We start from the raw sequence: 24,042 nt of genomic DNA, 5'->3' as shown, positions 1-24,042 counted from the left end.
GGATTATTTCGACTCCTTTGCTTTGTAAATTTCATATTGCTCTTTTAGGTTATAAGGCATTTCTTCGTACATGATTTCCATCAAGTCCGTTACCTTTTGTTTTGGATATTTATCAGCTTTTTGAATAGCATCTTTAATATCTTCTTTTGCTTGTTCAATTACTTTATTTTCTTCTTCTTCGTTCCAGATTCCTTTGTCCTCTAAGAACTTACGGAAACGAACTAATGGATCTTTAGCTTCCCACTCATTTTCTGTTTCTTTTGTACGGTAACGTGTAGGATCATCACCAGCCATAGTGTGTGGTCCATAACGGAATGTTAATGTTTCAATTAATGTAGGACCTTCTCCGTTAACTGCACGCTCACGAGCATCACGAACTGCAGCATAGACTGCTAATGGATCCATACCATCAACTTGAACACCTACGATACCTGCTGCAACTGCTTTTTGTGCAATAGTTTGTGCTGCAGATTGTTTTTCAACTGGAGTTGAGATCGCATAGCGGTTATTTTGTACAACGAAGATTGCAGGAGCTTTATATGCACCAGCAAAGTTAATACCCTCATAGAAATCACCTTGTGATGCACCACCATCACCTGTATAAGTGATCGCAACAGCTTGTTTGCCTTTCTTCTTAAGACCTAATGCAACACCAGCTGTTTGAATGTATTGTGCACCGATGATAATTTGTGGAGATAAGCAGTTAACTCCTTCAGGCATTTGGTTACCATGGAAATGTCCACGAGAAAACAAGAATGCTTGATATAACGGAAGACCATGCCAAATGATTTGTGGAACATCACGGTATCCAGGTAAAATCCAATCTTCTTTTTCTAAAGCATATTGAGATGCAATCTGAGAAGCTTCTTGTCCTGCAGTTGGAGCATAGAAACCTAAACGCCCTTGACGGTTTAATGAAATAGAACGTTGATCTAAAATACGTGTATAAACCATACGACGCATTAATTCTTTTAATTGATCATCACTTAATTCTGGCATTGCCGCTTCATTTACGACTTTACCTTCTTCATTTAAAATCTGGAATGTTTCAAAAACCTTAGAAATAGCTTCAAACTGTTTCTTACTGTCTACAACAGCGCCTTTTGTTTTTGCAGCCATTTTATAACCTCTTCCTTTCCATTTTAAGAGTGTTGTTCAATCCCTATTGAGAATTGAACTTCAAAAGTATTAGTAAGAGAATTCCAATATTCACAGCAATAGGTTACCCTAAAATCTTATGGATGACACAATTTTTTTGAATTCGACTTTTCTTACCTTTATACCACTCACGAGATGTATAAAAACGTTCTCTATGTATGGTTTGGTGGTCTGTTTAGCCCACTCTGTATTAGTTTAAATTTAAAATAAACTGATACACATTAACAATTCATTTACAAGTTTACACCAATGTTTTCACGCCCGTCAATCAGTTTATATCTATAATAGTTAAAGAATAATAAATTTTATCCTTAATCATTTTACTTGTTTCTTCAAACTGTATTATCACAAATGCAAACACTGTAACATTGTTTGTAATACAGTTTTATATAACAACTTGTATTTATTATATATACTCGACACTTTTCACCTTCTCAAACACTGCGTTTTCATATTTTAGCTAATAATTTATTTAGCTTTAAATGAATACCATTAAGGAATAAGAGAAACAACAGTGCACAAAAAAGAACCTCCCAAGAGGAAGGTTCTTCATAAGCATAGCATTATTCACTTTTTTCAACATTTAAATTGGCTTCTTCATAGAACTTTATTTTTAAATCATTATATTGTTCAGTTAGTTTGTTAAATTCATTATTTTGTTCCATAACAGATTGATATGACTTATTAATTTTATCTATTTGTGTTTCCAACTGCTCCATCTCCAAATCTTCCTTTTGAAGCATTGAATACAGTTCTTTGTCTAAAGAAATTGATTTTTTATAGTTTTCATAAAGTTTTTCGTATGATTTATATCGACCTTCCATTGTAGACTTAAGCTCTTGTGCAGATTGCAAAAGTGTTTCATCCTTAATTTTTTCGATTTCTTCATTAATTTCATTGAATTTATCTTTCGAAGACATAATACTGTCATATTCCATTTGTATTTTAGATTCTCGTTCCTCTACTGAAGTTAAAGCTTGTTTAGATAAGGAAACAACTTGTTCAAATTCTTTCATTCCCAAATCCATAATCTTATTATAGAGGTCCGCTTCCTTCTTTTCGAGTTCGAGTAATGGCTGTTGTTGTTCTTTAAATGAATCTTCTAATGTAACAGCTTCCTCCAAAATCGTATAAATCTTTTCTTCTGGTGCAGGACCGAAGCAGCCAGAAAGTAAACATAATAATATTATAAATAAAACGTAATTCATTTTTTTCAGCATCAGAATGTATATCCTCCTATCTTACAGACATTTCTACTATAATTGGTCTAACATATTTTCTCAATGGGTTTTCAATATATATTTGGAATTATTTGGAATTATTTGGATAATGGCACCTTTCCAATTTTTGTCTTTATTATTTCCATTCATATGAGCCTGTCTTAGTTTTTAGACCATTATTTCTTGTGGTTTTTCAGAGAGCATTTCTCAAAACCAATCATAGGGTTATATATACAAAGGGGGTTAAGTATCTAATAACATCTTAGAGTCAATTTAATCATATCTAGGCTAATGTCTATACACTTTTGAACTACTTTCATACAGTGTACTATACGCCAAAACAAAGGGCGTAATCATCATGAGGAGGTCGTTAAAATGCATTATTATGATTGCAATTACGGGTGTGGAAATTATGGTTACGGATATGTTGCACCAACAGCTGGATATGGAAACGGCTTTGCGTTAATCGTTGTATTGTTTATTTTACTAATTATTGTAGGTGCAGCTTACATCGGCTATTAAAAATAAAGGTAAGAAATATGTCAAGGGCTAACAATTTTCCACTGTTAGCCCTTCGATTATTATGTAATCCCAAATTTTTTTCGATTTCTGCTATTTCCTATATAATCTTATAGTATAATACAATGAAATTATATCTAGTTTATATATACATAATGATTTTGAGGTTGTAATAACTTAGTTTGTCTGCCTTAGTCATACACTTATTAAATACTTTTGCTTTATGTTCAAAGGAGTGTTTACCATGATAACAATGGAAGATATTATAAGAGAAGGTCATCCAACTTTAAGAGAAGTGGCGAAGGAAGTTACATTACCTCCTTCAGATGAGGATAAAGAAACTTTATCTCAAATGATCCAATACGTAAAAAATAGTCAAGATCCGGAAATTTCTGAGAAGTACGGATTACGCCCAGGTATAGGACTTGCAGCTCCTCAAATTAATGTATCAAAAAGAATGATTGCTATTCATGTTGTTGATGAAAAAGGAAACCAGCACAGTTATGCTCTGTTTAATCCAAAGATTGTTAGCCATTCTATCGAGAAAAGCTATTTAACTAGCGGCGAAGGCTGCCTTTCGGTTGATCGAGCAATTCCAGGCTTTGTTCCTCGTTATGCCCGAATTCGCGTTAAAGCTACAAGCCTTGAAGGAAAGATTATTGATATTAGACTAAGGGGTCTATTGTCCATTGTTTTCCAGCATGAGATTGATCATTTAAATGGTGTTATGTTTTATGATCATATTAATGAGGATCACCCGTTTCAAGAACCTGAAAATGCAGTTCCAGTTGAACGTTAAAGAAGGGATATACTCCCTTCTTTAGTTTGTCTATGAGTGTTTTTTCTTCACTTTAATGTTTACTCTCTATTGAAGTATTAATACTGCTTTTTTTCGCCAATTTAGCTGAGCTTAAATAAACTCCAGCAAAAACAAACAATAAACCTAAAATCATATGTGGAGAAATACCTTCCCCAAGTAATAAATACCCCCATAACATTGCCGTAATTGGAACGATATAAGTTACCAGCGAAGCAAATTCTGCACTACCTTCTTTAACCATATAATAGTAAAAAAGATAAGCAAATCCAGAACCAAACACACCTAATCCAATTAACGATATAAAAGTATGAGCCGAAAAAACTGATGGTGGATGAACAGATTCATTTAATAATAAAATAAATACTAAGCTGATCATTGTTGAAAAAAACAAAGTAACAATTGATACAATTATAATAGATAATTCCTGTAAATATCTTTTTGCCATTTGAGCGCCTAACCCATAACAAAATGTAGCAAAAAGCATCGTTCCTGCCCCAATAAAGTTTTCATTTATTAAGCTTTTAAAATCAAGATTCAACAAAATTAAAATACCAAAAAACCCAATTGAAACTCCAACCCATTGTCTCCCCTTAACAGGAATAAAGAAAAAGAGTGCCCCAATGACAATTGTCCATAATGGAGTAGTTGCATTTATAACAGAGGCAAGACTACTGGAAATCTTCATTTCACTCATAGCTATGAATGCAAAAGGAAGTGCATTATTAAAAAGTGCTACAAGAAAAAGCTTCAGCCACGGTAGACTTTTAAACCTTACTCTTCTCAACTCTTGTTTTTTAAAAACAAAAAGAATAATGAATAGTGTGATTGTGCCAAATAAACACCGCCAAAACACAACACCCCATGGCCCTAAATCTTCTACAAGGACCTTTATAAATAGAAATGACATCCCCCAAATCATACTTAAAATAAATAATGAACTATATAATTTTTTCATTTCAGTTTATCCTCCTGATGTGTAAAAAGCATGTTCTCAAACTAAGTGAAAATGAAGAAATTGTCAATTTCTTTCACATTAATTCCCATGAAAATATCACAAAAAATGACATATACTAAAACCGATAACATGAGGTCGGTAAATAAAAATTAGGTAGGAGGATTTTCTATGTTAAAAAAATTAAAGAAATCTCTTAGAAGACAGTGGAAACACTTAGTAAAGAGAAAAACAATCGCATAATAAAGCCTATTCCAACTGGTGGCTAAATTTTATTTTTAACTGTGAGTTTTAGACTTATTTACCAAAAGTAGACTCGCTCTTGCCCTATAGGCTTGGCTTGAATAGAAATATCGCATATAATAGAAAAAGTTAGTCTAACATTCGGAAGTTAAGGAGAGATTTGGTAAATGATTTTTAAAGTTTATTTTCAAGATAAAATTACAGAGGTTCCTGTTCGCGAACGAACAAACACTCTTTATATTGAAGCAACAACTGAAGCAAATGTGAGATTTAAACTTAAAGAACGCGGCTATAATATTGAATTTGTCACTGCAGTTGATGGGGCATATTTAGAATATGAAAAGCAAAGCGAAAATTATAAAGTATTGGAGATCTGATTGTTATGAAATTTGTAAAAAATGATCAAGTTGCTGTCTTTGCATTAGGCGGACTTGGTGAAATCGGAAAAAACACGTACGGAGTACAATTTCAAGATGAAATTATCCTGATTGATGCTGGAATAAAATTTCCAGAGGATGAGTTACTTGGAATTGATTATGTCATTCCTGACTACACTTATTTATCCAAAAACGAAGATAAAATAAAGGGATTATTTATTACGCACGGACATGAAGACCACATTGGTGGAATTCCATATTTACTTCGTCAAGTAAACATTCCTATTTATGGGGGTAAGCTTGCTTTAGGTTTACTCAGAAACAAACTTGAAGAGCACGGACTTCTTCGACAAACTAAATTAATCGAAATTCAGGAAGATGATATTATTAAGTTCAGAAAAACGTCTGTGACATTTTTCAGAACAACTCATAGTATTCCTGATTCATATGGTATTGTCGTTAAAACACCACCTGGAAACATCGTACATACTGGTGACTTTAAATTCGATTTTACACCTGTAGGTGAACCTGCAAACTTAACAAAGATGGCCGAGATTGGTCGGTATGGAGTTCTGTGTTTACTTTCTGACAGTACAAACAGTGAGATTCCTACCTTTACGATGTCAGAGAGACGTGTCGGTGACAGTATACACGAAATTTTCCGTAAGGTAGATGGTCGCATTATCTTTGCAACATTTGCATCAAATATACACCGCCTCCAACAAGTAGTTGAAGCTGCGGTTGCACACGGACGTAAAGTTGCTGTGTTTGGGCGAAGTATGGAACAGCCATACAAATTGGACAAGATTTAGGATATATTAGTTGTCCTAAAGATACTTTTGTAGATGCACATGAAATTAATCGTATGCCAGCTCATCGTGTGACAATTCTTTGTACAGGATCTCAAGGTGAACCAATGGCAGCTCTATCGCGTATCGCAAACGGCACTCATAGACAAATTCAAATTATACCAGGGGACAATGTTGTCTTCTCATCTTCTCCAATACCAGGAAATACACTTAGCGTTAGCAAAACGATTAATCAACTGTTCCGTGCAGGAGCAGAGGTAATCCACGGACCACTTAACGACATTCATACTTCAGGTCACGGTGGTCAAGAAGAACAAAAACTTATGCTTAGATTAATGAAGCCAAAATACTTTATGCCAATACATGGTGAATTCCGTATGCAGAAGATGCATGCTAGACATGCAGTAGACTGTGGTGTTGAGGAAGAGAACTGTTTTATCATGGATAATGGAGAGGTTCTAGCAATAGGAGATAAAGAAGTTGGAATTGCTGGGAAAATCCCTTCAGGTAATGTTTATATTGATGGAAGTGGTATTGGCGATATCGGTAACATTGTCCTCCGTGACCGCCGAATTCTTTCAGAAGAAGGTCTTGTTATAGTCGTTGTAAGCATCAACATGAAAGACTTCAAAATCGCAGCAGGTCCAGATATTATCTCTAGAGGTTTTGTCTACATGCGTGAATCTGGTGATTTAATTAATGATGCTCAATCACTAATCTCCAAGCATCTGAACAAAATTATGGAACGTCGTACAAGTCAATGGTCCGAAATTAAAAATGAAATCACTGACACACTCGCTCCATTCTTATACGAAAAAACAAAGCGTCGCCCAATGATTTTACCAATTATTATGGAAGTTTAATTAAAAAGCAGTACACCGATTGGAAAATCGGGTACTGCTTTTTTAGTCACCTAATAAACGTTTTTCGAAACGGTTAATATCCGTATCCGCACCAATAACGATTAATATATCGTTTTTTTGAATAATTTCATTTGCTTGCGGAGAAACAATAATATCTTTTCCTCTTTTTACAGCAACAATGTTGATTCCATATTTAGCACGAATATCTAAATCAATGATGGAGTTTCCATTTAGCCTGTCATTTGCAACAATCTCAACGATGCTATGCTCATCAGAAAGTTCTAAATAGTCAAGAACGTTGTTTGAAATAATTTTATGAGCAATTCTTCTCCCCATATCACGTTCTGGATGAACAATACGATCAGCTCCAATTTTTGATAGTACTTTTTCATGATAATCATTTTGTGCTTTAACAGTAATATGCTTAACTCCTAATTCTTTAAGAATCAATGTGGTTAAGATACTCGCTTGAATATTATCTCCTATCGCAACAATAACATGATCAAAGTTACGGATACCAAGACTTTTTAACACTGTTTCATCTGTGGAATCTCCAACAACAGCATGTGAAGCAACGTTTGCAAACTCATTTACTTTGTCTTCATCTGTATCAATTGCCATTACTTCCATACCCTCTTCACTTAGAGCCCGACAAATACTGCCTCCGAAACGCCCAAGTCCAATTACCGCAAATTCTTTTTTCATCTAAAATCCTCCGCAATATCACAATAAATTATTAGAAAACGCTTTAAGAAACCAAGATCCTTTTTATAAGCTACTACTATTAAAAATGTTATCACATTTCAACTTTTTTTTACAGGACAACTCATGATTATCTTTTTGTTTTTATAAACCAAAATTTGTACAAAGATAAGCCTGATGACCTTAATAAATTTCACGGACTTTATGATAAAATAGAAAGACTGGTGTAGTAACAATAAAAAAACGCATGACGAAAGTCAGTGAACAACAAACAGTGTAAAAATTAAAACATATTTTAACAGAAAATTAGTAAACAAGTAATGTGGGAGGAATAGAATGAGTACAAAACTACCCAATGTCATATTTCCCTACATAATCGGAACATTTGGAGGGTTTCTATTTTATCTTGCTCATCTCCCTCTAGCTTGGATTTTAGGTCCTATGACTTTTCTAATAATATGGCGATCACTTTTTAAAAAGATAAGTACATTTATACAACCGAATTTTTTGAAAAACGGTTCATTTATCATTTTAGGAATATCATTTGGACTTTCATTCACAAAAGAAACCTTTGTTCTTGTAGGTCCATACGTGATTCCCTTTTTACTTACAACAGTTTTATTAATTTTTCTTAGCGTGTGTAACGGTTTAATCATTAGTAAACTTGTTAACATCGATCGAAACACGAGCATTTTTGCTTCTATTCCCGGTGGATTAACAGAAATGGTTGCCGCTAGTGAGGCTGTTCATGCAAACCCTTCATTAGTTACCATCTTTCAAACTGTAAGATTATTAACAGTTGTCTTTTTGGTCCCATTTACAATACTACATATGTTTGAACCTCCGTCTTACTCACAAACAACAACACTTTTAGCACAAAGTGATATATCAATATTTTCATATAGCTGGTATTTCCTTGCAGGATTTGTAGGTTGGGGGCTTAGAAAATTCTTACCAGCATCATATGTAATTGGTCCTCTTTTAACGACTGCCTCATTGAAGATTATAGGTATAGAATTACCCCTTTTTCATGATTTATTTATGATTTTTGCTCAAATATCAATCGGTGTTGGATTTGGACTTATGATCACATTTAATGATCTTAAAAAGGGTGGAAAATACTGTGGCTTGTATTTTATTACAACAATGATTCTTATTGTAGCAAGCTTTGGCTTCGGTTATGTTTTCAGCCTTTTAACAGACCTAAACTTAGCAACAGCCATGCTTTCTCTTGCACCTGGCGGACTAGTTGAGATGGTTTTAACGGCGTCGTCTATTGGTGCTGATCCAGCGGTAGTTAGTTCCTTACAATTTATCCGTCTACTATTTATTATAAGTGTGGTCCCAAGTCTTTTAAAATTTAGCATGAACAAACTTCCATCAAAAAGTTTAAATTAAAAGAAAATCATAGTAAAGACTGTCTTTACTATAAGATTAATATTAAACAGTTATGAAAAAAAGCTCACATTCCTCCGTATCATTCCCAGGGATGTGAGCTTTTTTCACGAACTGATCACTTCTAGATTCATCTTACAAATTGCCGCTTTTATTTGAAAATAATTAATGCTAGCAGGTAACACTTCTTTTAAGGGCTTTAGCAATTCAGTATTCATTTCCTTAATTTTCTCTATGATTAAGTTCTCTTGTTCTTCGGTAAATATGCTTCTCCATTCAATCGGTTGTCCTTCTTCCACCGCTCGAATGATATGGTTTTGTACAGTGATTTCAGTAATTCCCCGTTGTATACTAATCTCATTCATCTTTAACCCATCCATATATAATTGATAGGTAACAAGATGACTAGGTGTCTTATCAACCGATATTTGTGAATGTGATTTTTGTATCACTATTTGATTAAGTGGCTCTTGTTCAACTTTCATATAGTCACAAATTGCCTTAATAAATGGTTGTCCATAACGTTCAAGCTTTGTTTGAGCAACACCTTTTACTTCTAAAAACTCAGACTCATTAATCGGACATTTATTACTCATGTCTTTTAGACTACTATCAGAAAATATAATATAAGGCGGTACTCTATGTTCAGAAGCAAGTTCTCTTCTTATATTCTTTAGTACTTCAAATAGTTCATCATCGCTTTCAATTGATGAAATCACTAGTTTTTCCTTCTTAAATACTGGCGTTTTATCAACTAATACAAGTAACCCCTTTTTACTAAGTTCAATGACAGGGTATTGAGCATTTGTTAGAGATAAATAACCTTCAGCAATTAAAAAATCAATAAATTCTACAATTTGTTTTTCTGTCTTGTTCTTCATTAACCCATAGGTTGATAATTTTTGAAATCCCATCTGAGAAATCCGCTTATTATTAGAACCCTTTAGCACTTGTGCTACAAGAGTTTTCCCAAATTTTTCGTTCATTCTTTTCACACAAGAAAAAACCATTAAAGCTTCAGTTGTTACCTCAATTTTTTCTCGTGTATCCTTACAATTCATGCAATTGCCACAATCTGCTTCCGCATTCTCTTCACCAAAATATTCAACAATATAAGATTGTAAACATTTTTCTGTATGACAGAGATCTACCATTTGCTGTAATTTTTGATATTCATGAACCTTCTTTTCATAACTTAGAGATGTTTGTTCTATTAAGAATTTTTGTAGCTGTATGTCTTGTCCAGCAAACAGAATCGTACATTCACTAGGCTCCCCATCCCGCCCGGCACGGCCTGCTTCCTGGTAGTAAGCCTCTATATTTTTAGGTAAATTATGATGAATGACATACCGAATATTGGATTTGTTTATTCCCATACCAAAAGCGTTTGTTGCAACCATAACATCAAACTCGTCATATAAAAATTGATCCTGCTGTTGTGCTCGCTCTTGTTCTGACATACCAGCATGATATTTCCCTGCCTTGAAGCCGCTTTTTTTAAGAAATTGAGATAATTCATCTACTTCTTTTCGAGTAGCAGCATAAATAATGCCAGCTTCATTTTTATTTGCTTTAATATATTTTTTAATATAGTCGCGCTTATTTTCACCTTTAACTACATTAAATGTTAGGTTTTCTCGGGAAAAACCGGTAACAAACGAATCCTCCTCTGATAAATCTAACAAATGACAAATATCAGCTATTACTTCTTTTGTTGCTGTTGCTGTAAGGGCAACGACAATTGGTTTAGCAGAAAGGTCCATTATCATCTTATTTATCGACCTGTAACTAGGGCGAAAATCATGCCCCCATTGAGATATACAGTGTGCCTCATCTACTGCTACCATAGAAATATTTAACGTTAATAAGAGATCTCGAAACGAATTCGTTTCTAACCTCTCAGGTGCAATATAAACAATTTTATAAGAGCCATCTCTTAGCTCTGCGATTCGTTCATTTATGTCTGGAATGGAAAGACTGCTATTTATATAAGTTGATGGTATTCCAACACTTGTTAAAGCATCTACTTGATCTTTCATTAAAGAAATTAGTGGAGATATGACAACAGTAATACCATCCATCAATAAAGCAGGCACTTGATAACAGATGGATTTCCCACCACCTGTTGGCATAATGGCTAGCGTGTCATGTCCGTCTAATATATTACGAATAATATCCACTTGGCCTTTTCGAAACGATGAATAACCGAAATAATCTTTTAACAACTTTTCAGCTTTTTGCAGCATGTAATCACCTTTGCTTTTATTTTACTTCTGTTTATACTAGTATAACACGTCTAAGCTTTATCTTTTTTTAGTAGATTTTATTTTTCAAAGGTTATTATGAAGTTTTACTAAAGCGAAAATTTAAAATTCTAATGCCTATTAAACCATATAATACAATTTAACCCTTAAGGCAAAAAAAATAACCCCTCTCTTTCAAAGAAAGGAAGGAGTTATTTGCTTTTTACTTATGAATCCAAACTGCACCGGCAGAATTATCTTTTGCTTCACCAATAACCTCAAATTTTAAGCCATGGTTAGGAACAATTCGACCTGCATCTTTAATCGCAGTATTGTAATATGTTTCTGAATCATCAAACTTAGTATTTCCTTTAAAGCTTAGGAACTCATATGCTCCACGTGTAGGAGAATCAACGAAGAATCCTGGTGTTTTATCTAAAGAGAATGCCGCATCCGCAACTTGGTAGCGAGTACTTTGAGTAACCGTTTTTTGGCCATTTAATAAACCAAATACAGCCTCTGGATGTGAATCAACTACTCCAAGGAATCCTTCTCCCGGATGTACTCCAACCCAGTTATCCGTATAGCTTTCATCTGCATACCAAACAACTAAACCAGTATTATACTTAGCACCACGAGAGTATGCTAATGCTTTATCAGAACCAGCATAGTTTCTCCACTCTAAGTAGTAATGATTATTAGCTTGAGAATAGCCATTAGAAACAATGAAACCATCTAATGAAACTTTTGCTTCACCTTCAGCATTATCTGTAAAGATTTCGTTACCGTCAGCTGTTACTGAAATATTATCAATCGCAAACCCATTCGGCGCTAAACCGCCATCGGTTACATATTCAAATACTAGTTTTACTTTTTTACCAGCATAATCGCTTAAGTCATACGTTTTTTCAACCCATTGACCATTTGTTGTTTCCATACCATCAGCAGTATTGTCATCACCAATAACATCTAGCTCAACTTCTGTGCCATCCTCTGTTACAGCCTTTACATATACATAATCATAGTCAAATTCAACTTCAAACCATTGCAATGCATTAAATTCTGCTGAAGTTGCACCTGTTAAATCAAATAGTGGTGTTTCTAATGCTGTATGAAGATCATCGCCTTTTTGGCTGTAGTAATAGTTTTCCCCACCATTCTCAGCTGGTAAAAACCCTTTTACATTTTTAGCTGGTAAGTTCACTTTTACAATACCAGGGTTATTTGATTTCGTTACACTTTGATCTAGGAAAGTCGCAATGCCGTTCTTTGTAATATCTGCATAATCAACCTCCATAATCTTCGCCCAGTTTCCTCCCATAACATTTTGGAAGAATTCCTTATTTTGAGGTGAGAAGCTTGTTGGAGCAGTTCCGGCGATGTTTCCATTCCAACTTCCCCACTCATAATTGACCAAGAAGCAACCGGCTCACCTTGACCAGTGTATTGAGTGTCGTATTCATCTGGAAGACCTAAATCATGTCCGAATTCATGTGCAAATACACCAACTGCACCGTCTTCAGGTTGGATTGTGTAGTCGAATGCTGCCATTTGACCACCCCAATAACCAACTTCAGCCTGTGTTCCCGCAACCGGGTACACTCCGTTTAACGTCCATCTATGTGACCAGATCGCATCATCACCTAAAGTACCACCACCAGCTTCCTGACCAGTACCTGCGTGAATAATCATCAAGTGATCTACTAGTCCATCTGGCTCATTTTGATTTCCATCACCATCTAGATCATATAAATCAAATTCATCGTATTCGGCTAAATCAAGACCAGAAGCAACTGCTGCATTTAAGGCATCCTTAACAAGATCTCTAGGTCCTTTAGGATTAAGGTTATCATGCCCACCTTCAGGATTGTCATCACCATATTCTTTTGCAGTACCTGGTACAGTTAACCATTCTGAAACTGTTCCATCAACTGTGTAACTACCACCTGATTGCTCTTCATAATATTGTTTAAAGGTTTTAACTTTCTCTCCATTAAACAAGGTAAAGTCTTCATCACCAAACATTAACTTTTCATAATGCTCTTTATTAAAGTCATCCGCATACATGTAACCATCTTCTTGAACAACATTGTTATGCTTGAAATCTGCAAATTCTGTTAATAATACCAAGACCTTATCTGAGCGAACTTCTCCGTTATATGGTGCTTGTTTAGCAGCATCCACTTTCACTGCACCATTAGGTTTACCTTTTTTGAAGTTTCCATGACCTTTATTTAGTTGTTTTGCTAGCTTGTCCTTTTGTTTTGTAAGGAAGTCTTTCGTTTTTTTATCCATCACTTCTTCATGAGAAGTTTTATGAGACACTTTACCGGCTTTTTCGCCCTCTTTTTTCTCAATATATTCTTTAACCTTTTTCTTTACTTCTGCAGCAGAAGCATTTTTAGAAATAACCCCTTGATCTTTCAATGCTTTTGCTAATCTCTCTTCAGGAACAATATTGTAATCAATTGGTGCTGACTCTAGTACAGGACTAGCAGCTTGAACATTTGACGCTACCGGCAAGTATGTACTGAACAATAGTCCTCCCATAATTACCGAACTAGCAGTAACCTTTAGCGCCTTTTTCAACTGCTTATTTCGAGCTTCAATTCCTCTTCTTAACTTTCTCACTTTAATCCCCCTTCTTTTAATAGAAAGCATTGAAAGATGGAACTTCGTAACTTCAAAATACTTTTCTACTAAAAATTATTATAACTACATAACTATTATAATCTTTATATGAATATAATAAATAGTCCGAAAATTCTATTTTCTGAAAATTAAAATAAGTCCATTTTCCCAATACATAAAATGAAAATAGGCATTTTTACCCCTACTGCACACAGAGCAAAACCCCTTATAAATAAAGGTTTTTGTAAGATTTTCTACCAAAAAAAATGTCCACTCATCAAACACACATCCAAATTAGCAAATTTTCAACCTTAGATTTATTCATTTTCACTTTAAAGCTTTTATTCAATAAAGATATTATATTTAAAAATCATCTAAACACTTATATGACAAAAAGGTGACGATCTCTTTTCATATTGATAACAAATTTCAAAAACCAACAATATTCAACAAATTCTATAAATAACGTTAATAAAGGAAAGAGGTTTTTTAGGTTATGTTTTCTACTACTGAAATTGGAATAGATTTAGGAACAGCAAACATCTTAGTTTACACAAAAAATAAAGGTATCATTTTAAATGAGCCTTCTGTGGTAGCAATAGATACAAGTACTAAAAAAGTATTAGCAGTTGGAACAGAAGCAAAAAGTATGATTGGAAAAACACCTGGACAAATCATTGCAGTAAGACCTCTAAAGGATGGAGTTATAGCAGATTATGACATCACAACGGACATGTTAAGACATGTCATGAAAAAGGCGTCAGGTAAGCTTGGTATGTCTATGAGAAAACCAACTGTTGTTGTTTGTACTCCATCAGGTGCTACATCAGTTGAAAGAAGAGCAATTCAAGATGCTATTCGTAGTTCAGGAGCAAAGCAAGTTCATTTAATTGAGGAGCCTGTAGCAGCAGCAATCGGAGCGGATCTTCCTGTAGACGAACCAATTGCAAATGTCATAGTAGATATTGGAGGGGGAACAACAGAAGTAGCCATAATCTCGTTCGGCGGAATCGTAACATGTCACTCAATCAGAATTGGCGGAGATCAACTTGATGAAGATATAATTCAATATGTTAGAAAAAATTATAATCTCCTAATCGGTGAGAGAACTGCTGAACAAATGAAAATGGAAATCGGCTATGCACTAATAAAGCACGAAAAAGAAACAATGGAAATACGAGGCAGAGATCTCGTAACAGGTTTACCTAAAACAATTAGTGTTTCGTCAAATGAAATGCAGGATGCAATGAAAGAATCATTACTTCATATTTTAGAAGCAATAAGAGCTACACTTGAAGACTGTCCTCCTGAGTTAAGTGGTGATATTGTTGACCGAGGAGTTATTCTAACAGGTGGTGGTTCACTAATGAAAGGGATACAGGAATGGATAAGTAACGAAATGATTGTACCTGTTCACATTGCTCCAAATCCGTTAGAGTCAGTGGCAATTGGCACCGGTAGATCACTCGCAGTTATTAATAGATTAGTTAAAGTAGCAAAATAAGACAAAAAGGAAACCAAATTAGGTTTCCTTTTTGTCTATATATAAAGCTTTATTATTAAACCCTTTTATCAAAATTTTATATTTACACAAAATTAACATATTTTTCAGCATCATTTCTCTTATTCTTGAATAAATTATATCTGGTTTAATAGTAATACAGTAATAACTTTGTATATTTTAGCAGTTACCTGAAACTTTAATCAAACTCCATCCGTCTAATTATCGAATCGTAAGGGAGGTACATGTGTGAAAGACCTGAGCAGACGTATCATTATTAGTTTAACATTAGCTGTCATCATTATGGGAGGAATGAGTGTTTCTATGGCAAATATGCCTGGTAGCCCATCCCAAAATAACGAAATCGTTTCAGTTCAAGGTGAGTAATCAAAAAGAGAGGTTAACTAAAAAGATGAAAAATAATGACATATCTAAATTCCAACAAATTATTCCATTTGTATTCCCGACTTTTGCTCTACTACTACTCCTAAGCGGTTTATTAGGTACTTATACGATCCCTATCTTTGTCATCGTTTTACTTTTTGGTTTTGCCTATTCCTTCGTTTCCATGCTAACAAAAAGGGCATTAGTTGGATCAATTATTAATCTCTATGTTACCGGCATATTAATATTCGGAGGAGCTTTGCTTTATATAATGGCTATAGCCTCAGGTGTATAGATGTACCCAAATAATACATAAGCATTCAAGAAAAATCATTTCTTGAATGCCTTTTTTTATCATTAGACAATTACTCTCTAAATGCGCGGTCACCTAATATTTTATAGGTTATATCATCAGAAGGTGGGTTGTGTAAGCCTGCACGAACATCGCGGTAATGCCTTTGCAACGCATTAGAGCTAAAGAGACTTTGCCCCCCTACTATCCTCATAGCTAAATCAACAACTTCAACAGCTGTATTTGTCACGACAGTTTTTGTAACTGCCAAATCATACGCTAAAGAATCACGCTCATTCTTACTTGCAAAATCCCATTTCTCAGCTGTTGAATACATGAGTGTTCGTGCCGTGGTTAACTTCACATCGATTTCAGCAACCTTTCTTCGCACTTCAGGCACATCTTTAATTGGATGAGTTAAGCTTGTTGGTTGATATGTTTTTGCAAATTCTATTGCTTTATTTCTTGCAGATATGGCAATGCCTATATAACAGGCTGGAATATGAAGAAGCCAGCCTTGTGCAGTAGGTCTTTCTTTCTTCTGTTTTCTTTCAACTAAAGCTTCTAATGGAACCTTGACTGCATTTAGTATAAGATCGTCACTTCTAGTCCCACGCATACCTAATGTATCCCAAGTTTCCTCAATTTCCACACCCTTTGCTTCTCTCGGAATTAAAAAGTCACCAATTTCCCCTGTTTCTTCAATTGTTGCGGGTACAATAAAATAATCAAGTGCCGGAGCTAGTGAAGTAAAGATTTTTTTACCATTAATGATCCAATGTCCTTCTTTTCGAATAGCGATTGTTTCAGGTTTACCGCCCCTTGCTGGACTTCCAGAGTTTGGCTCGGTTGCAGCACTGTTAATTAGTTTTTTTGAAGAAATTATTTCTTCACAGATTCTATTATAAGTATTTTCTTCCCATTTTTCCGTTTCTCTTAAATGCATAATTAAACCCAAATGCCACCCTAATGATAATGCAGTTGCTGCATCACCTTGAGCGATTTTTTCTTGAACTAATAAAAATTCGTACAAGGTTGCCCCTGACCCTCCCAAGTGATTCGGAATGGTGAGGTGTAAATATCCATTTTCTTTTAAACGATCAAAATTCTCAAAAGGAAATAAACCTTCTTTATCATAGCGGTCTGCACGTGTTTCAAATTCTCTTGCCAGCTTATCTGTTTTTAAAAGTATTTGCTTTTGATTTTCATTTTTTATAAATTGTTCATCTATATAATTCACGTTATCACCTCGTTATCCATATTGTAGTCATTTTACTTGTTAACTGAAAGTAATTTAGCTTATCAATTATGTTAACCTTTTCATTCTTCTATTTGTTTTGATAAAATGAAAGAGGAACTTCTTTAGGAGCTCCATTAATTACATATTCATCCTAGGATGAAGGAGGTTTTTTCTTGAGTAATTTCAATCAAAACTTAGAAAAATATGCTGAACTCGCAGTTCGTGTAGGGGTTAATATTCAACCAAACCAAAACTTAACAATTAACGCATCAACCGAGGTTCTTGAATTTGTTCGTCTTGTTGTCAAAAAAGCCTATGAAGCTGGTGCGCGTAATGTATATGTTGAATGGCATGACGATGTTATTACAAGAACTCGTTTTGAACTTGCATCTGAAGAAGCATTGAGTGATTATCCTGAATGGAAAGCAAAAGGCTTAGAAACATTGGCTGAAAATGACGGAGCTTTTATGTCAATCATTTCTTCAGATCCTGATCTTTTAAGTGGGATAGATCCAAAGCGAATCGCCGCTTCTACAAAAGCTGCTGGAATGGCACTGACAAAATACCGAAATTATTTACAAGCAGATAAGGCTAGTTGGACAGTAATTGCAGCACCTTCTAAGGAATGGGCAGCAAAGGTATTCCCTAACGAAAGTGAAGATAAACAAGTTGAAAAGCTTTGGGAAGCCATTTTTAGAACAACTCGTATTGATCAAGCCGATCCGGTTGAAGCATGGAAACAACATAATGATTCATTACATACAAAAGTAGAATACTTAAATAATAAAAGATACAAAAAACTTCACTATAAAGCAGACGGTACAGATTTAACTATTGAGTTACACCCTACTCATACTTGGGTTGGTGCTGGTAGTGAGAACGAAAAAGGAAATTTCTTTATGGCTAATATGCCTACAGAAGAAGTTTTTACTGTGCCATTACGTAATGGCGTAAATGGTGTTGTTCAAAGCACGAAGCCTCTAAGCTATAGTGGTAATTTAATTGACAATTTCTCACTAACTTTTGAAGATGGAAGAATTGTTTCAGTAAAAGCAGAAAAAGGTGAAGCAGTCTTAAAGCAACTTGTTGAAACTGATGAAGGTTCACATTATTTAGGCGAAATTGCTTTAGTTGCTCATGATTCACCTATTTCACAATCAGGTATTCTTTTCTATAACACTCTTTTTGACGAAAACGCATCTAACCATTTAGCAATTGGAAACGGTTATGCATTTTGTGTTGAGGGCGGAAAGAAAATGTCTCGCGAGGAGCTTGAAAAAGTAGGTGTAAACTCCAGTCTTACCCATGTTGATTTCATGATTGGTGCAGCTAACATGGACATTGATGGTATTAAGGAAGACGGAACATCTGAACCAATCTTCCGCAATGGTACTTGGGCTTTCTAATTTTCAAATATGCAAAAAGGTCTGACTAAATATGTCAGACCTTTTAATTATGATATGATATGCTAAAACTTGTATCAATTTTATAAACCATTAATAAAGGAAATATATATATAAAGCATGATAAGGAGTTTAACATGAAAAAGGTTGACGTATACATATTATCTGGTTTCCTTGGAGCAGGAAAAACGACACTTCTTCAAAACATTCTTACCCAGGAACATCAGAAAAATAGAAAAATAGCCGTTATTATGAATGAATTAGGAGAAACATCGATTGATTCTGATGCTGTTTCTAAGGATACACCCTTAAAAGAGTTGCTAAACGGTTGTGTTTGTTGCACAATCCAAGGTCAGCTTGAGGTTCAACTAAATCAAATGCTTCATGAATATGAGCTGGACGCAATCTATATTGAAACTACTGGGGTTGCCCATCCAATCGAGGTACTTGATGCATGTTTATCTCCTCTTTTTGCTGAAAAGCTGGATGTTAAGGGCATTATCACTTTAGTAGATGCAAAAAGATGGCAGGACCAAGAAAAGCTAAGCATTCAATTGCGTAAATTGTTAATAGAACAAGTAACTCACGCTGATATCGTTCTTTTAAATAAAACAGATTCACTATCTGAAAATGAAAAAGCAAAATTAGTGGCAGAAATTCAAGGGTTAAATCCAAACGGAAAATTATACATGACTGAGCATGCGAAGATACCACTCTCTTTTATTCAACCAAAACAATTAGGCGAAAAAAAACATCATGAACAATCACATGTTTCTAAGAACCTGCACTTACGAAGTTATGTTCATACCTTTACAAATCCGATTGATTTAGACCAATTTGAGAAATTTCTAAGGGAGATGCCCGATACTATTTACCGAATTAAAGGATATATAACCTTTTCTCATTCTACAGAGTCCTTTCTATTTCAATACTCTTATGGCATGCCGTTATATATGAAAGAGCAAATCAAAAGAAAACAAACTCTTGTTTTTATCGGGGAAAATCTAGATCATGAAACGCTTAAACAACAGCTCGCTGCAGTTGAAATTGTCTCTAATTAACTAAAAAGGCAAGCATTTTATTTTGTATGCTTGCCTTTGTTCTATCAACATCCCTTATTGTTTCCCATAGGTTTCAAGGTTTGCATAGACAATTTTCAGATAAGGAGTATTCACTTTGTGTTTTTCTGCTTCAGAAAGTAGATAGCCTTGTAAATGATTCGCTTCAACTTGAAAGCCTTTTTCCATATCTCTTTGCATAGATGACTTCATCGTATAATCCATTTCTTTTACTCTATTTACCTGAACCTCTTCAATACCATCTACTATCGGTGCATTCATTTTACGCATAATAAAACCAATTTCAGCAAATAATCCTTCAATTATTTCTAAGCCATGTTCTGTTTTAAGAATTGGTCCGATGCTTGATCGAAATAACGAGGTAACACCTGATAATCCAGTTATAAACATATATTTATGCCACATATCCTGTAAAATTGTATTACTTCTTCTAATTGAAGCTTTAGTATGTGAAAATACTTCTTCTATTTTCATAATTCTTTCGGTTTCTTCTCCAGAAAGTTCTCCATATACTAATTCATGACTTGGGCTTGTTTGGATGATGGTGCCTTCTTCATTAACAGTAGATTCTACAAAGCAAAGGCCACCTATTATTTGTTCTATTGCAAACATAGTTTGAAGTTCATAAAGATGTTTAATTCCATTTAACATTGGTATGATTGTCGTCTGAGTTCCAACAAATGGTTTAATGTCTTGTATAGCCTGATTAAAATGATACGATTTCGTACCAATCAAAATAACATCATATACTTCAATATCAGATTCCGTAGTTAAAACCGTTTTCGGTTGAAATGTATAGTTCCCATGAATGCTTTCTATTTTTAAGCCCTTTTCTTTTAATTGCTTTTGACGCCCTTCTCTTACTAAAAACGTAACATCTACACCTTTTTCATGAAGTCTCCCTCCAAAATAACCTCCTACTGCACCTGCACCAACTACTAAAACTTTCAATATTTGTCTCTCCTCTGTAATTGTATTTTGCTATAAAAGTATTTTCTAACTAAAGTATAAGTAAGCATTATCAATTTGTCATGTTATACACCCCTATCCCTTCTGTTAGTCGTAATTGTAAAAACATTACGAGATCGTCTGGAAATATAATCTATTGTGAAAAGATTTTTACGCACTTCATACTGTATGAGCTTTGTTTACAAAAAAACGAGCCAGTATGAAAGACTTTCATACCAACTCGTTTTATTTAAGCATATAATTGCTTTACTTGTTTTTGAACATTATCATCTTCTAAGAATTCATCGTAAGTCATTTGTTTATCAACTAAGCCATTCGCAGTTATTTCAATAATGCGATTAGCAATTGTTTGAACAAACTGATGGTCATGTGAAGTAAAGATCATTGCGCCTTTATATGCTGTTAGACCATTATTTAAAGCGGTAATTGATTCAAGGTCTAAGTGGTTCGTTGGTTCATCCAGTAAGAGCACATTAGCTCCACTAAGCATCATTTTCGATAGCATACAACGAACTTTCTCTCCTCCAGATAATACACTTGGCTTTTTCAAAACTTCTTCACCAGAGAAAAGCATACGACCTAAGAAGCCACGTAAAAAGCTTTCACTTTGGTCATTAGGAGAATATTGGCGTAACCAGTCAACTAAATTCGGCTCATCACCTTTAAAATACTCACCATTATCTTTTGGGAAATATGCCTGAGAAGTTGTTACCCCCCATTTAAATGAGCCACTATCAGGTTCCATTTCACCAGCTAAAATTTTGAAAAGAGTTGTAATCGCAATTTCATCACGACCAACTAATGCAATTTTATCTTCCTTGTTCAAAGTAAAACTAATATTATCTAAAACTTTTACACCATCGATTGTTTTTGATAATCCTTCAACACGCAAAACATCGTTCCCTATCTCACGCTCAGGTGTAAAGTTTACATAAGGATAACGACGAGAAGATGGCTGAATGTCGTCTAAGGAAATCTTATCTAGTAATTTTTTACGTGATGTTGCTTGTTTTGACTTCGAAGCATTAGCGCTAAATCTCGCAATAAAGTTTTGAAGCTCTTTAATTTTTTCTTCTTTTTTCTTATTAGCTTCTTGACCTAGTTTAAGTGCCAATTGACTAGACTCATACCAAAAGTCATAGTTTCCAACATAGATTTTGATTTTAGAGAAATCTAAATCAGCAATATGTGTACAAACCTTGTTTAAGAAATGACGGTCATGGGATACTACAATAACAGTATTCTCAAAGTTGATAAGGAATTCCTCTAGCCATTGAATCGCATGGATATCAAGATGGTTGGTTGGCTCGTCTAAGAGAAGAACATCCGGCTCACCAAAAAGTGCTTGAGCTAAGAGTACTTTAACCTTATCTCCACCTGTTAAATCTGCCATCTTCTTTGTATGAAGGTCCTCAGAGATACCAAGTCCTTTTAAAAGGATTGCAGCTTCACTTTCGGCTTCCCAACCATTAAGCTCAGCAAACTCACCTTCTAATTCAGCCGCCTTCATACCATCTTCATCTGTGAAATCAGCTTTCATATAGATAGCATCTTTTTCTTGCATTACTTCATAAAGGCGTTTATGGCCCATAATGACAGTTTTCAAAACTTCATGCTCTTCATATTCAAAATGATTTTGTTTTAATACAGCCAAACGTTCACCAGGTGCCATGCTAACATCACCAGATTGGGCTTCAATCTCACCTGATAAAATTTTAATAAATGTTGATTTCCCGGCTCCATTTGCCCCGATTAAACCGTAACAGTTACCCGGAGTAAATTTAATATTAACATCTTCAAAAAGCTTGCGATCTCCAAATCGTAAGCTAACATTCGTAACTTGAATCATGAAACATCCTCCAATAACAAGGGATCTGATTACCCTAATACTTATTTTAATAGCTCTTTAAGCCTGTTAAATAATGCACATTTAACAATGCGTAAAAGTCAGTATTGACTTCAACCACAGCAATTTTATAGAAAATTACACATTAAGCTATGCTAATTATAAAGGAATTTATTACTAAGGGCAACGTGTAGCCTAAAAGATAAAGATTTTTTCACCCACAGATATTAAAAATGGAGGTATAAAATATGCTTCATTTGTTAACGACTTAATTTAGGGAACGGAGGTAATCACCAAATGATTTCAACACGCGGGGATGCACATAAACTTTATTTGAAATTCAAAAAAACAGTCGAGAATGGACAACCGCTTCATAAGTTAAAAGAACTAAAAGAAATAGAACAAATTAAACATTTCTATCTTACTATCGATACCTCAACATTAGAGAAAATGTATTATCGAATTTTAAAGGAAAAAAATGGAACAGGAATGATTCCTGTATTTGTATCTGCTGGTCCTTGGCTACTTTTTCTTTTTTCAAAGCAACTTCAAGAATTTTTATTTAAGAACGGCAGTATGCCTTTTGTTATTTTTATTTCCATCTATCTAACAATACTAGTTATAAGTGTTATCCTACATTTTCGAGAAAAATCCTGAAACAATACACCTAACATTAATAGAAAATATTTTAAAGGAACGACAATCAACTTTGGTTCACTAAAAAAGAGCGCGCTTAATAGCACGCTCTATAGATGATTAAAGTCTCTACATTATTTCTTTCTTTTGTTTCCGAAATACAATGATTGTAAATAGTACACCCGTAATAATCGTAGTAAGTGTTGAAAGCATCGCATTGACATTTGTTGTTACAAACACGGAAGGGATGTCTCCGTATACTGTATCATCCATAGTTAAAAATAAGCAGAGAAACATATTATTTGCCGCATGTGCACCAATAGAAAACTCTGAACTATTTGTTTTAATTGAAATATACGTCCAAATAAACCCCATTGCTAAATAATCTAGCGCTACCCAAAACGCTCCATACTCCATTTCCGGGTTAAAAAAGTGAAGACTACCAAAAATCCCGCCTACTATAATAGCAAGCAATATCGGATTTTTCGTAAATTTTGCTCCCCACTGAAGAAGAAACCCTCTGAAAAGAAGTTCTTCAGAAGTTGTTTGAATTGGAACCAGAAAAATAACCGCAACCAATAACCACATAAATCTGTCAGCATCAAAATCATTTAAATAATAATCATTTGGGAAAAAGGCATAATCAATTAGTGTAAACACAATTAATAATATAAATAAAACTACATAACCATAAAATATTTTTCCCCAATTCAGGTTTTTATACGGTGTTATTAATGAGATGAACCTTCTTTTTAAAATA

18 protein-coding genes and 3 pseudogenes are annotated in these 24,042 nt (G+C 34.4%); 11 read left to right on the top strand and 10 right to left on the bottom strand.

The features are described from left to right. Positions 1-3 precede the first annotated feature (3 nt). Together pdhA and MVE64_RS22700 are read right to left on the bottom strand one after the other, a co-directional pair. The gene (gene pdhA, locus MVE64_RS22705) at positions 4-1,119 is read right to left on the bottom strand and encodes a pyruvate dehydrogenase (acetyl-transferring) E1 component subunit alpha (protein WP_098798083.1); all 1,116 of its coding nucleotides are present in this window, start codon (positions 1,117-1,119) and stop codon (positions 4-6) included. Between the two features lie 602 nt (positions 1,120-1,721). Beyond that, positions 1,722-2,378, bottom strand: a complete 657-nt coding sequence (locus tag MVE64_RS22700) for a YkyA family protein (protein ID WP_247341480.1) — start codon at positions 2,376-2,378, stop codon at positions 1,722-1,724. A 435-nt stretch (positions 2,379-2,813) separates the two neighbouring features. Between MVE64_RS22700 and MVE64_RS22695 the strand changes: the two are divergent. Both MVE64_RS22695 and def read left to right on the top strand, forming a co-directional pair. Further along, positions 2,814-2,900 (top strand): annotated as a pseudogene (locus MVE64_RS22695) (YjcZ family sporulation protein); the annotation flags it as partial. Between the two features lie 241 nt (positions 2,901-3,141). Continuing rightward, positions 3,142-3,696 carry a peptide deformylase gene (gene def / locus MVE64_RS22690; RefSeq protein WP_247341479.1) on the top strand — a complete coding sequence of 185 codons (555 nt, stop codon included), beginning with the start codon at positions 3,142-3,144 and terminating at the stop codon, positions 3,694-3,696. Positions 3,697-3,748: 52 nt separating this feature from the next. Here the strand turns inward: def and MVE64_RS22685 are convergent, their stop codons facing one another. After that, positions 3,749-4,672 carry a DMT family transporter gene (locus MVE64_RS22685; RefSeq protein ID WP_247341477.1) on the bottom strand — a complete coding sequence of 308 codons (924 nt, stop codon included), beginning with the start codon at positions 4,670-4,672 and terminating at the stop codon, positions 3,749-3,751. 407 nt (positions 4,673-5,079) lie between these two features. On the opposite strand from MVE64_RS22685, the gene MVE64_RS22680 reads away from it, so the two are divergent. Beyond that, on the top strand, positions 5,080-5,289 hold the full coding sequence (locus MVE64_RS22680; protein ID WP_247341475.1) for a DNA-dependent RNA polymerase subunit epsilon: 210 nt from the start codon (positions 5,080-5,082) through the stop codon (positions 5,287-5,289). Positions 5,290-5,294: 5 nt separating this feature from the next. Further along, positions 5,295-6,961 (top strand): annotated as a pseudogene (rnjA, locus tag MVE64_RS22675) (ribonuclease J1). A 42-nt stretch (positions 6,962-7,003) separates the two neighbouring features. Here rnjA and MVE64_RS22670 read toward each other — a convergent pair. Next, on the bottom strand, positions 7,004-7,666 hold the full coding sequence (locus tag MVE64_RS22670) for a potassium channel family protein (RefSeq protein WP_098798076.1): 663 nt from the start codon (positions 7,664-7,666) through the stop codon (positions 7,004-7,006). Between the two features lie 333 nt (positions 7,667-7,999). Here MVE64_RS22670 and MVE64_RS22665 point away from each other — a divergent pair, with 333 nt between their 5' ends. After that, positions 8,000-9,061 (top strand): AbrB family transcriptional regulator, encoded by a 1,062-nt coding sequence (locus MVE64_RS22665; RefSeq protein WP_247341474.1) that lies wholly within the window; start codon positions 8,000-8,002, stop codon positions 9,059-9,061. 104 nt (positions 9,062-9,165) lie between these two features. On the opposite strand, the gene recQ is transcribed toward MVE64_RS22665, so the two are convergent. Together recQ and MVE64_RS22655 are read right to left on the bottom strand one after the other, a co-directional pair. Continuing rightward, a complete protein-coding gene (gene recQ / locus MVE64_RS22660; protein WP_247341472.1) occupies positions 9,166-11,304 on the bottom strand; it encodes a DNA helicase RecQ in 2,139 nt (712 codons plus the stop codon). Between the two features lie 220 nt (positions 11,305-11,524). Continuing rightward, positions 11,525-13,851: pseudogene (locus MVE64_RS22655) on the bottom strand (immune inhibitor A domain-containing protein). A gap of 577 nt (positions 13,852-14,428) precedes the next feature. On the opposite strand from MVE64_RS22655, the gene mreBH reads away from it, so the two are divergent. The 3 genes from mreBH (at position 14,429) to MVE64_RS22640 (ending at position 16,112) form a co-directional block, all read left to right on the top strand. After that, positions 14,429-15,436: a rod-share determining protein MreBH gene (gene mreBH / locus MVE64_RS22650; protein ID WP_098798072.1), complete on the top strand. Its 1,008-nt coding sequence runs from the start codon at positions 14,429-14,431 to the stop codon at positions 15,434-15,436. Between the two features lie 246 nt (positions 15,437-15,682). Next, positions 15,683-15,820: a protein YkpC gene (locus MVE64_RS22645; RefSeq protein ID WP_162987284.1), complete on the top strand. Its 138-nt coding sequence runs from the start codon at positions 15,683-15,685 to the stop codon at positions 15,818-15,820. Positions 15,821-15,845: 25 nt separating this feature from the next. Beyond that, on the top strand, positions 15,846-16,112 hold the full coding sequence (locus tag MVE64_RS22640; RefSeq protein WP_247341470.1) for a hypothetical protein: 267 nt from the start codon (positions 15,846-15,848) through the stop codon (positions 16,110-16,112). Between the two features lie 70 nt (positions 16,113-16,182). Here the strand turns inward: MVE64_RS22640 and MVE64_RS22635 are convergent, their stop codons facing one another. Beyond that, a complete protein-coding gene (locus MVE64_RS22635; protein WP_247341469.1) occupies positions 16,183-17,349 on the bottom strand; it encodes an acyl-CoA dehydrogenase family protein in 1,167 nt (388 codons plus the stop codon). Positions 17,350-17,522: 173 nt separating this feature from the next. Here MVE64_RS22635 and MVE64_RS22630 point away from each other — a divergent pair, with 173 nt between their 5' ends. Together MVE64_RS22630 and MVE64_RS22625 are read left to right on the top strand one after the other, a co-directional pair. Further along, positions 17,523-18,755 carry an aminopeptidase gene (locus MVE64_RS22630; RefSeq protein WP_247341467.1) on the top strand — a complete coding sequence of 411 codons (1,233 nt, stop codon included), beginning with the start codon at positions 17,523-17,525 and terminating at the stop codon, positions 18,753-18,755. Between the two features lie 134 nt (positions 18,756-18,889). After that, positions 18,890-19,813, top strand: coding sequence for a CobW family GTP-binding protein (locus tag MVE64_RS22625; RefSeq protein WP_247341465.1), 924 nt, complete (start codon positions 18,890-18,892; stop codon positions 19,811-19,813). A 54-nt stretch (positions 19,814-19,867) separates the two neighbouring features. Here MVE64_RS22625 and MVE64_RS22620 read toward each other — a convergent pair whose 3' ends face one another. Together MVE64_RS22620 and MVE64_RS22615 are read right to left on the bottom strand one after the other, a co-directional pair. Then, positions 19,868-20,782 (bottom strand): ketopantoate reductase family protein, encoded by a 915-nt coding sequence (locus MVE64_RS22620; protein ID WP_247341463.1) that lies wholly within the window; start codon positions 20,780-20,782, stop codon positions 19,868-19,870. Positions 20,783-21,029: 247 nt separating this feature from the next. Next, a complete protein-coding gene (locus MVE64_RS22615; protein ID WP_098798064.1) occupies positions 21,030-22,649 on the bottom strand; it encodes an ABC-F family ATP-binding cassette domain-containing protein in 1,620 nt (539 codons plus the stop codon). Between the two features lie 294 nt (positions 22,650-22,943). Here MVE64_RS22615 and MVE64_RS22610 point away from each other — a divergent pair, with 294 nt between their 5' ends. Beyond that, on the top strand, positions 22,944-23,303 hold the full coding sequence (locus MVE64_RS22610; protein WP_247341461.1) for a hypothetical protein: 360 nt from the start codon (positions 22,944-22,946) through the stop codon (positions 23,301-23,303). Positions 23,304-23,411: 108 nt separating this feature from the next. Here MVE64_RS22610 and MVE64_RS22605 read toward each other — a convergent pair whose 3' ends face one another. Further along, the gene (locus MVE64_RS22605; RefSeq protein WP_247341459.1) at positions 23,412-23,942 is read right to left on the bottom strand and encodes a CPBP family intramembrane glutamic endopeptidase; all 531 of its coding nucleotides are present in this window, start codon (positions 23,940-23,942) and stop codon (positions 23,412-23,414) included. Positions 23,943-24,042 lie beyond the last annotated feature (100 nt).

Source organism: Metabacillus endolithicus (assembly GCF_023078335.1).
GTDB classification, from domain to species: domain Bacteria; phylum Bacillota; class Bacilli; order Bacillales; family Bacillaceae; genus Metabacillus; species Metabacillus endolithicus.
This window is presented reverse-complemented; position numbering and strand designations above follow the sequence as displayed.